The organism is Chlorobium sp., from assembly GCF_049593655.1.
GTDB lineage: Bacteria > Bacteroidota > Chlorobiia > Chlorobiales > Chlorobiaceae > Chlorobium.
Window position 1 is genome coordinate 1 of record NZ_JBAWHG010000043.1, and the last position, 9,118, is coordinate 9,118.

Below are 9,118 nucleotides of genomic sequence, written 5' to 3' on the forward strand. Positions count from 1 at the left end.
TTAGGCAAATCGATCAGCTTGGGCAACCTTTTTTTCATATGCTTTACAATCTCTGTCTGCATGGTCACAAGGAACCGTAATCTTTGTACATTCTGCCAATCCCATCTTCAAGAGCAACAGTATACCGCCAGCCGAGCCGGCTGAGTTTTTCCACATCCTGCAACTTTCTGGGGGTTCCATCAGGTTTCGATGCGTCGAAGCTGAAAACGCCAGTAAAGCCGGTAACTCGCATGATCATAGCGGCAAGATCGCCAATCGAAATATCCTCTCCTGTGCCGATATTGATATGGGTATTGCGCACTTCCGCCGAGCGTTCACCACATAAATCGGAAAACGAGACATTTTCCATGATGAAAACACAGGCATCGGCAAGGTCATCGCTGTAAAGGAACTCTCGACGCGGCTTTCCAGTACCCCAGAGCCTGACCATCGATACGCCGTCGCCTCTGAGCGAAACACCGTACCTGTCCAGTACACCGGCAATAGCTTCAGCGGAAGCCGAGCCATCAATATTTTCCACAGGGTATTTGTCGAGATCGAATCTGATTGCCGGCCAGTTATTGTCCATCAGGCACTTTGCAAGATGGAACTTGCGAAGCATGGCGGGAAGCACGTGTGATTTTTCAAGGTCAAAGTTATCATTCAGGCCGTAGAGGTTGGTCGGCATGACCGACAGATAATTCGTGCCGTACTGCAGGTTGTAGCTTTCACAGAGCTTTATGCCGGCTATTTTGGCGATGGCGTAAGGCTCGTTGGTGTACTCGAGCTCCCCGGTAAGCAGGCACTCCTCCGGCATCGGCTGAGAAGCGAATTTCGGATAGATGCACGAAGAGCCAAGAAAAAGCAGATTTCTAACCCCTGCGAGATATGAACCATGAACAAGATTCGCCTCTATCTGGAGGTTTTCGTAAATGAACTCGGCCCGGTAGGTGTTGTTGGCGACGATACCTCCCACTTTTGCCGCAGCGACAACGACATAATCTGGCCTGTGATGCCTGAGGAAGGAAAAAACCTCGCGCTGATCCGTCAGATCGAGATCACGCCTCCCTGCGATCAGCAGATTCGTGTAACCCGATGTCCCAAGCCTTCGCATGAGAGCCGAACCTACCATACCATTATGTCCTGCGACATAAATGACACTGTCACGATTCAGCATATCATTTCATTAAATGATTTCATACCGTTCAGATATTCAAAAAAAACGGATCAGCAAAAAAAGCGCATGCATTTTTTTTTAATCTCCTCGTACCGTTCTCTCGTATAGCCGAGATAATAACTCAGTTCATCCTCGCCCGTGATAACCCCTCCGAAATGGAGATGATAGTTCAGCACGGAATCGTTGCCCTTTCTGACATCACCATGGGATTTACAGAAACCCAACAGGTAAAAACCGATTTCACAAGCCATGAAAGAAGACTCTATCGCAACATAATAAGGGCTCCCCTGTTTCATCAGCCAGCTGCCCCAGCAAAAAGAATCGCCCCTGAAATCGTAAAGTCTGAGAGTGCCATACCTCTTTGACTTGTAATCCTCGATAATAAAATAATACTCCAACCCTTCCTTTTCCCTCTCTTTATAGGAAGCGATCCACTTCTTTTGCGCATCGATATCATTTTCAGTAAATGAAATAAAACGACTCTTGACAGGGTCTGTCCTTAAATCAAGCACAAAATCAGCATCTCCAGCATCTATAAGACGAAAACGGACATGTTTGGTAATATTGCCGACAATATTATCCATATAATCTTCCCCAAATATTTTCTCACAAGAAACTCATCTAACGAAAACAAAACGCATACGATACACTGAGAGCGTTCCTGAATTCAGAAACCCCTTCTCTGTACCTTCTCCCAGTCAGAACGGGCCATGAGTTTAACGAGCTCCTCGAACTTTATTACAGGTTCCCAGCCAAGCATTTTCTTCGCTTTGGCAGGATTACCGATAAGTAATTCAACCTCGGTAGGACGGTAGTATTCCGGATCGATGGCTACCAGCACGTTACCTGTTCTTCTGTCTATTCCCTGCTCATCAGCTGCGCTGCCAACCCAATCCAGCTCGATGTCAAGTTCTTTGAAGGTAAGGTCAGCAAACTCCCTCACCGTATGCGTCTCTCCCGTAGCCAGAACGTAATCATCCGGTTCCGGCTGCTGAAGCATACGCCACATCCCCTCGACAAATTCCGGCGCAAAACCCCAGTCGCGTTTCGCATTCAGATTGCCAAGCAACAGTTTTTCCTGTAACCCGGCTTTTATTCTTGCTGCAGCACGGGTAATCTTGCGGGTAACAAAGGTCTCCCCACGTCTGGGAGACTCATGGTTGAAGAGGATGCCGTTGCAGGCATAAAGCCCGTATGCCTCCCGGTAGTTCACAATGATCCAGTATCCGTACAACTTGGCGACGCCATAGGGAGAACGGGGATAAAACGGGGTTTTTTCAGTCTGGGGAACTTCCTGCACCTTCCCGAACAGTTCACTGGTCGAGGCCTGGTAAAAACGGGTCTTGATACGGGTCTCCCTGATGGCGTCAAGAAAACGCAGCGTACCGAGAGCGTCCACCTGTGCGGTATAGTCCGGAATATCGAAAGAAACCTTTACATGGCTTTGTGCCGCAAGGTTGTAGATTTCATCGGGCTGGATTTTTTCAAGAAGACGGTTCAGGTTGCTTGCATCGGTGAGATCGCCATGATGAAAAAAGAACTGCCCTTCGTACCCGCTGTCATGAATGATATGGTCGATTCGTCCGGTATTGAAGCTGCTGCTGCGGCGTATGATACCATGGACTTCGTAGCCTTTGGAAAGCAGCAATTCGGAAAGGTATGAACCGTCCTGTCCGGTAATACCTGTAATAAGGGCTTTTTTCTTCATCAGATTAGGGGGATTTAAGATAGACAAGTCTCACGTAATATAGGCAACCATATCATCATCACGCTATCCGTAAAAGTAAATTCATCTATCCGTCGAACCTCTCTGCTGACCCTCGAACGTCCTGGGGATGGTTTTAACTCTTCAGCAACTCGATGCCTGAAAAAAGACCGCCTTTGGAGCCAGAAGAAATAAAATAAAAAACAAACCAGCAGACAAACACTCCAAACAGTACATAATCAGGAAAATGAAGGATAGTTCCAACAATGGCCAGCAGCGAAAAAAGCGCTGACAGACTCATTATTATCCTGACCACACCCACGTGACCAAACCCCATATCCCTGAGAATATGATGAAAATGGGTCTTGTCCGGTTCGAACGGACTTTTTCCGTTCATCATTCTCCTGGCCATAACGGTAAGCGTATCCGTTACAGGAATGGCCAGCACGATAAGAGCGGCTACAGGCGAAACCACGCTGTCCGGCCTCTGGGTCAACTGCACGGCAAAAAACGCAAGCACAAAACCGAGCGTCATACTCCCGGCATCGCCCATAAACAGCTTGGACGGATGCCAGTTGAACCGCAGAAAAGCTGCAAGCGCACCGGCGAACGCCAGACTGAGCAGCATAAAGGCATTCATGCCGTTCAGCCATGCCAGGCCTGCAAAGGTAATAAAGGCAAGAAGAGCGGTTGTACCGGCAAGACCGTCAAGGCCATCAATCATGTTGAGGGCGTTTATCACGCCGAGCGTACAGAATATCGTTACGGGAACAACCAGCAGACCGGTCTCGATAGGCCCGAATCCCAGAAGATTACCGAAAGACCTGAGATTCATACCCGGAAAATAGTGTATGGTGATCACTGTCGCGAAAATCTGAACGATAAAGCGCCACTTGAAACTGATGTCAAAACGATCATCGAGCACGCCTACGCAAAGTATCAGAACAATCGATATGATAAGGCTGATATACTTTGCTATCGGGAAAAAAAGAAACATGGCGACAAGTACGCCTGCAATGATTCCAAGTCCGCCGACCAGAGGTTTGGCTTCGGTATGCACCTTGCGATTGTTGTCGGGCATGTCAAGCAGCTTGAGCCTGCCTGCCGAAGCCGAAAGACCAAGAATCGAGATGTGTGCCACGAAAAGAGATACGACGTAAATCCTCGCATGTTCGAAAGAGGTCATCAGAAAATGGCTCCATTGCAAGTCACCGGTGGCCCCGAAAGCCATCTGTCCAACCGCAGAAAGTGCGGCGAGAAAGATGCCCAGAAAAAAAATCAGCAGGTAGTGGAACATGGGGAAATCTTGTTAGGTTTCGCCGTATAGCGGCAAAGTTATATGCAAATTACACTGCAAATACCATGCCGACAAAAACACAAAACAGCGTAATATCCCACCAATTCCCGATGCTGCTGCATTCCGAAAAAGAACATTTCGGAGATAGTTCCGGAACGATGAAAAACGGAACATCCGGGCCGTCTCATTTCAAGACAAACAAGGACACACCGTAAAAAATCGAGACAATACGGACACCATAAACAAGGTTGCCGCTTTGCACATACCCGCATCCCATAAACACACAGCAACCGGATACCTGCTGAACGGTATCATACTGTTATGACAATGAATTGCACTAAAATTGCACTATCAGGAAAAATGGTATTCCGGCGCATCTGAATTTGTATTATATTCGAGCACAAGAAAACAGTGACCTTTTTATTATATTTAGTGTTGCAGCCCCTATCAATTTCATTGAACTTTGAAAGTTTAAAGTAACAGTCCGCCCTGAAGCGGAGTGTTCGAGACTTTACATCAAAAACGGCAAGGAATCGGTTTATGAACAATTTACTGAAAAGGGTCGTATCCAGTATCCTCATCGTTCAGGCTCTGATGATGCCCGTATTCACCATAACAGCCATTGCGGCATCACCATTCGAATCCACCGGTTCTCCCGTGCCGACACAGCCATCCGCCGGAGCAACGGGATACGGGTCTACGCCATACCAGACGACAAACTACTTCCCGGATGCAAGCGGCAACATCCTCATGAACGTGAACGTATGGGGCAATGTGGGACGTCCGGGCCAGGTAACCATCCCTGAAGGAGCCGACATCTCGACACTGATCTCGCTTGCCGGGGGGCCGACGAACGAGGCAAACATGAAAAAGATACGTATCAACCGCTCCTTTCCTGACGAGAACGGCAAAATGACCTACTTGATCGATCTCGACAGGTACGCCAAAACCGGTGACCGGTCGATGCTGATAGCCCTGCAGCCAAACGACACCATCATCATCCCTAAAAGCAAAGGAATTGATTTTGCGACGGTTATAGGCATTATTGCGACCGCTGCATCAGTTTATGCAATAACAAAATAATCGAAGTCCGCTTCGTCGCCCTTTGCACGTCTATATTTAATTTTACCGATTAAAATGGAGTCCCCTCTATGGTCGACCTGATAACCGTTAAGCCTGAAACGGATTTCCGCGCATTGCTGCCGAAGCTGTGGAAGGGAAAATTCATCATTCTTGCAACGTTGGTGGTCACAACCGCTGCAGCTTTCGGCTATTACTACATCACGCCCCGCGTCTACAGCGCGCAGGCTGTCATCATGGTCAAGGCGCCCGACAAGGATAAACTGATCAGCGAACAGACCTCAGGCGACGCCCAGTCTACCCTTCAAACCGACATCGAGCTGCTCAAATCCTATCCGCTCGCAGCCGAAACAGTCCGATCGCTGATGAATGGCGACAACCAGCAACGGCCGCTTGAGCTTTTCGGCAAAAAGAGCAAAAACGCTCCGCTTTCCGAAAAAGAAATCCGGGACATTGCATTGAGGCTCCTGAGCAGTGTGAACGCCGAGGGCGTCAGGGGTACCAATCTGATCAACGTATCGACATCGAGTTCCTCCCCAACCGAAGCCGCCCTGCTGACCAATTCATTGTGCAAAACCTATCAGGTTAAGGACGACGAATGGAGCGCATCCCAGGACATCTCGCTCAGCAAAACCATAGAGCAGCAGATCGTACAGCAGCGAAGCAAGGTGAACGCCATCGAGAAGCAACTTGCATCCTTCATGGAAAACCGGGAGATCTACGAAGAAAACGGAAACGTCGAGGCTATACAGGACGCACTCGGCAAAGCAGAAACCGAATACAACAACAACAAGGCACAGGCCGACATATTGAAAAAACAGCTTGCGTTCGTGGGAAGCCGCCTGTCCGAGGAAGAACTGCTCTACAGCCAGAACCTGACTGCGAGCATCAACGCGCAGTTGCGGTCCATCCATAAGAACATCCTGGAAAAACAGAACGACTATATCGCCCTTTTCATGAAAAAGGGAGCTGATGACCCTGAAACAAAAATCGCGTTGAGCAGGCTGAACGCCGCGAAAGTTGAATACGACAAGATCACGCGACAGAAAATAGCAGGGGAGTTGGCCAGCACGGAAAACACAAAGAAGTACCGCTTTGACCAGATCGCAACGAGAATGCAGACAAGCATCCGGCTTGCCGAACTTGACAACAGCGCACAGGAATACCTGAAACTGAGAAACCAGTATCAGGAACAGTTGAACCAGCTCCCGCAGAAACAGATCACCTATGCCCGGCTGAAGCTCGATCTTGAAGTCGCCAACAAGACCCTTGTGTTCCTGAAAGAAAAACTCGATGAAGCACGCATCAAGGTAGCGTCGAATTCAGGAAGGATAGCGATCATTTCGCCAGCGCTGCCCCCTCCTGCCCAGGACTCTCCCGATATGAAAACGTATCTGCTGCTCGGCATAATAGGCGGCCTTCTCGCCGGTATGGGGCTGGTCCTGGCTCTGGACATGTTCGGCTCTTCGAAACAAAAGGCATAACCCCGGATCGAGGGCCTCTGTGAACATCCATCGGCCTGCTGACCACATGCAGGCCGGCGACTCCTTCCCGGCAGCCGTCGAAAACAGCAACAACTGATTCCCCCTCTATCCTGCCTGCTGCCTCAACACCTCCAGGTAGCCCCACCATAATGCGCCGGGGCGTTATGAGGTATCCCCACACAGCTACGCATCCCTGTCGAGCGTCATCACGACAGAATACACACAAACAAGAGAAAAAGCCCCGAGCCTACCTCAGCACCATGCGCTCCATCAGTATGGCCGCCGAAACCGATGCATTGAGCGATTCGACACGGGGAGTTTTTCCGGCATGGGGTATTTTCACGAGCCGGTGCGAAAGGGCCTGCACCGCAGGGCTGACGCCGTTGGCTTCGTTGCCGATAACCAGCACCTGTTTCTCCGGCCATGAGGCAAACTCACGGAAGTCGCGGCCATCGAGCGAAGATGTGACAATAGAGAAACCCTCATCGGCAAGCCTCCGCAGTTCCGATTCAAGAGAGGCGACCCCGTAATGCGGAAAAGCAAAGATGCTGCCCGCCGAAGAGCGCACCGCCTTGGGGTTGTATCGGTCGGCCGTACCTGTGCTGCAGATAAGGGCGCTGGCCCCGAACCATGCTGCGGTTCTCAGAATAGTGCCCACATTGCCGGGATCCTGCACATCATCGAGCGCAACAAGAAAGGAGTTGCCTTCACCGCCTGCAAAGCGGGACGCTGAGGCTGGCTGCTGGCGGAAGACGCCGAAAATCCCCGAAGGAGTTGCGGTCTCGGCAAGACGGGCGCACTCTTTCCGGGTAAGCGTAAAAACCTTTCCGGGAAAAGTCCGGTCGAAAACGGCAGCTTCCGGCTCTCCTTCCCTGAAAAGCAGCGCCTGAAGCATGTTACCGTCAGGAATACTGCCGCACAGCTCCCTGACCGTACGAAGTCCTTCGGCAAGAAAAAGCCCTTCGCCGTCGCGATACTTTTTTTGCTGCAATTTACAGTAGAGTTTGAACTTCGCCCCTCCGAGGGGCTGCACTCCGGAATGCCTCACGGTCTCGCTCCGGGCTTTTTAAGCTTGGCGAAAATGGCTTTCGGATCGTGGGACCAGTCGGTCGGCGGAGCGCTGCTGCCCTGCGAAAGCCCTGCGATATCGAGATCGACGGAAAATCCGTCATCGCCGGAATCGTCGCTGCGATCCGGAGAGGTCATGCAACGTTTGATATAATCGTCGAAACTGCCCCGATCGAGCGCGAACGCCTTGATGGTATCGTCGAGCGAACGGCAGACGCTTTCGGAAAGGTCATCCTTTTCGCCCGATGCCATCACCCGGATTTTCTCCATAACCTCGACCCGGCTCACACCCTCGATATCGGCTTTACGGGCAAGCTGCAGAAAAGCCTGCTCGTCAAGCCGTTCAAGCGCTTCATGCAGTTTGTCAAGCCCCCCGAAAAGATCGGCATGAGCCCGTATCGCCTGTTCGAGATGCACAGGCGGAAGCCCGCCTCCGGCACTCCCTGCTTTCGGCTTCGAGCTCCTCCTGCCGAGAAACTCCTCATCGACATCGTACCCTTCGAGAAGATCCTTCATCCCGTCCTCACGCATGGCGCGGGCCCTTCGCATGGAAACCGATTCGATTGCCGAACCGTCGCCCTCGCGCATCATGCCGCCGGCGAAAAGCATGCCGGAACACCCGACATACACGAAAAACGCGAGCAGCATCCAGCCGGCGTCCATACCGCCAAAAGCCGCAATAGCCAGTTCGGCCAGGAGCAGCGCGGCCGAGAACGTGAAGAGAAGTTTCCCTGTAAGGCGTTCGTCCATAGACCGTTTTCCTTGTTTTATGCTTTCCGTAATGCAATCAATGTACATGTTATACAGGAAAATAACACAACATCTCCAGAAAGGGGCTACTGGTTGCGAAGACGCGAAGAACGCACGCGGTACAGTCTCCCGGTGAATCCCCCTTCGCTTTCGAACGCTTGCGCAAGCACAGAAATCTGGCGATCAAGCAATGCGCAGGCCACAGCAATGAGCGTGAGTGCCGCGTTGGCTGCAACTTCCTGAAAAGTGGATGAATATTGTCCGACCCATCCACTTCTTACTCCTCAAAAGTTACAATAACCCCGATCATTTTGCTATTATCCCCTAAATTCAACACCACAGCATGCAGAACAACGCCATAGAACTCATCTCCCCGGCAGGCGACTGGACCTGCCTCCGCACTGCCCTGCAGGCGGGAGCCGACGCGGTGTACTTCGGCGCCGAAGGGTACAACATGCGCGCGTCGAGCCGCAGCTTCACTCCGGAGGAGTTGCCCGAAGTTGCCAAAGCCTGCAGCGAACATGGAGCGAAGTCGTACCTTGCGCTCAATACGCTGATCTACGATAACGAGATAGCGG

General features: G+C 51.0%; 9 protein-coding genes and 1 pseudogene. 3 read left to right on the top strand and 7 right to left on the bottom strand.

Annotated features, from left to right (window positions below):
* Nucleotides 1-64: 64 nt before the first annotated feature.
* From WBP50_RS06810 to WBP50_RS06825, 4 genes are all read right to left on the bottom strand, one after another.
* A complete protein-coding gene (locus WBP50_RS06810; protein ID WP_423932700.1) occupies nucleotides 65-1,153 on the bottom strand; it encodes a GDP-L-fucose synthase family protein in 1,089 nt (362 codons plus the stop codon).
* A gap of 53 nt (nucleotides 1,154-1,206) precedes the next feature.
* Complete coding sequence (locus WBP50_RS06815) at nucleotides 1,207-1,740, bottom strand: GNAT family N-acetyltransferase (RefSeq protein ID WP_423932681.1); 534 nt, start codon at nucleotides 1,738-1,740, stop codon at nucleotides 1,207-1,209.
* 83 nt (nucleotides 1,741-1,823) lie between these two features.
* Nucleotides 1,824-2,864 carry a GDP-mannose 4,6-dehydratase gene (gene gmd / locus WBP50_RS06820; protein WP_423932684.1) on the bottom strand — a complete coding sequence of 347 codons (1,041 nt, stop codon included), beginning with the start codon at nucleotides 2,862-2,864 and terminating at the stop codon, nucleotides 1,824-1,826.
* Nucleotides 2,865-2,997: 133 nt separating this feature from the next.
* A complete protein-coding gene (locus WBP50_RS06825) occupies nucleotides 2,998-4,158 on the bottom strand; it encodes an MraY family glycosyltransferase (RefSeq protein WP_423932687.1) in 1,161 nt (386 codons plus the stop codon).
* A 540-nt stretch (nucleotides 4,159-4,698) separates the two neighbouring features.
* Between WBP50_RS06825 and WBP50_RS06830 the strand changes: the two genes are divergently transcribed.
* Together WBP50_RS06830 and WBP50_RS06835 are read left to right on the top strand one after the other, a co-directional pair.
* A complete protein-coding gene (locus WBP50_RS06830) occupies nucleotides 4,699-5,241 on the top strand; it encodes a polysaccharide biosynthesis/export family protein (protein ID WP_423932688.1) in 543 nt (180 codons plus the stop codon).
* Nucleotides 5,242-5,309: 68 nt separating this feature from the next.
* Entirely contained in the window at nucleotides 5,310-6,722 is a 1,413-nt protein-coding gene (locus WBP50_RS06835; RefSeq protein ID WP_423932690.1) for a GumC family protein, read from the top strand.
* Between the two features lie 247 nt (nucleotides 6,723-6,969).
* On the opposite strand, the gene WBP50_RS06840 is transcribed toward WBP50_RS06835, so the two are convergent.
* The 3 genes and pseudogenes from WBP50_RS06840 to WBP50_RS06850 all read right to left on the bottom strand — a co-directional run.
* Nucleotides 6,970-7,770, bottom strand: coding sequence for a TrmH family RNA methyltransferase (locus WBP50_RS06840; RefSeq protein ID WP_423932693.1), 801 nt, complete (start codon nucleotides 7,768-7,770; stop codon nucleotides 6,970-6,972).
* Nucleotides 7,767-8,540: a hypothetical protein gene (locus tag WBP50_RS06845; RefSeq protein WP_423932696.1), complete on the bottom strand. Its 774-nt coding sequence runs from the start codon at nucleotides 8,538-8,540 to the stop codon at nucleotides 7,767-7,769. The genes WBP50_RS06840 and WBP50_RS06845 overlap by 4 nt, the downstream gene beginning before the upstream one ends.
* A gap of 86 nt (nucleotides 8,541-8,626) precedes the next feature.
* A pseudogene (locus WBP50_RS06850) lies at nucleotides 8,627-8,767 on the bottom strand (four helix bundle suffix domain-containing protein); the annotation flags it as partial.
* 116 nt (nucleotides 8,768-8,883) lie between these two features.
* Here WBP50_RS06850 and WBP50_RS06855 point away from each other — a divergent pair.
* On the top strand, nucleotides 8,884-9,118 hold a 235-nt coding region (locus WBP50_RS06855), incomplete at its 3' end, for a peptidase U32 family protein (protein WP_423932698.1).

Excerpts from the sequence above, each read along its gene's own strand:
- WBP50_RS06815 (WP_423932681.1), bottom strand. The coding sequence starts at position 1,740 with ATGGATAATATTGTCGGCAATATTACCAAACATGTCCGTTTTCGTCTT.
- gmd (WP_423932684.1), bottom strand. The coding sequence starts at position 2,864 with ATGAAGAAAAAAGCCCTTATTACAGGTATTACCGGACAGGACGGTTCA.
- WBP50_RS06825 (WP_423932687.1), bottom strand. The coding sequence starts at position 4,158 with ATGTTCCACTACCTGCTGATTTTTTTTCTGGGCATCTTTCTCGCCGCA.
- WBP50_RS06830 (WP_423932688.1), top strand. The coding sequence starts at position 4,699 with ATGAACAATTTACTGAAAAGGGTCGTATCCAGTATCCTCATCGTTCAG.
- WBP50_RS06835 (WP_423932690.1), top strand. The coding sequence starts at position 5,310 with ATGGTCGACCTGATAACCGTTAAGCCTGAAACGGATTTCCGCGCATTG.
- WBP50_RS06845 (WP_423932696.1), bottom strand. The coding sequence starts at position 8,540 with ATGGACGAACGCCTTACAGGGAAACTTCTCTTCACGTTCTCGGCCGCG.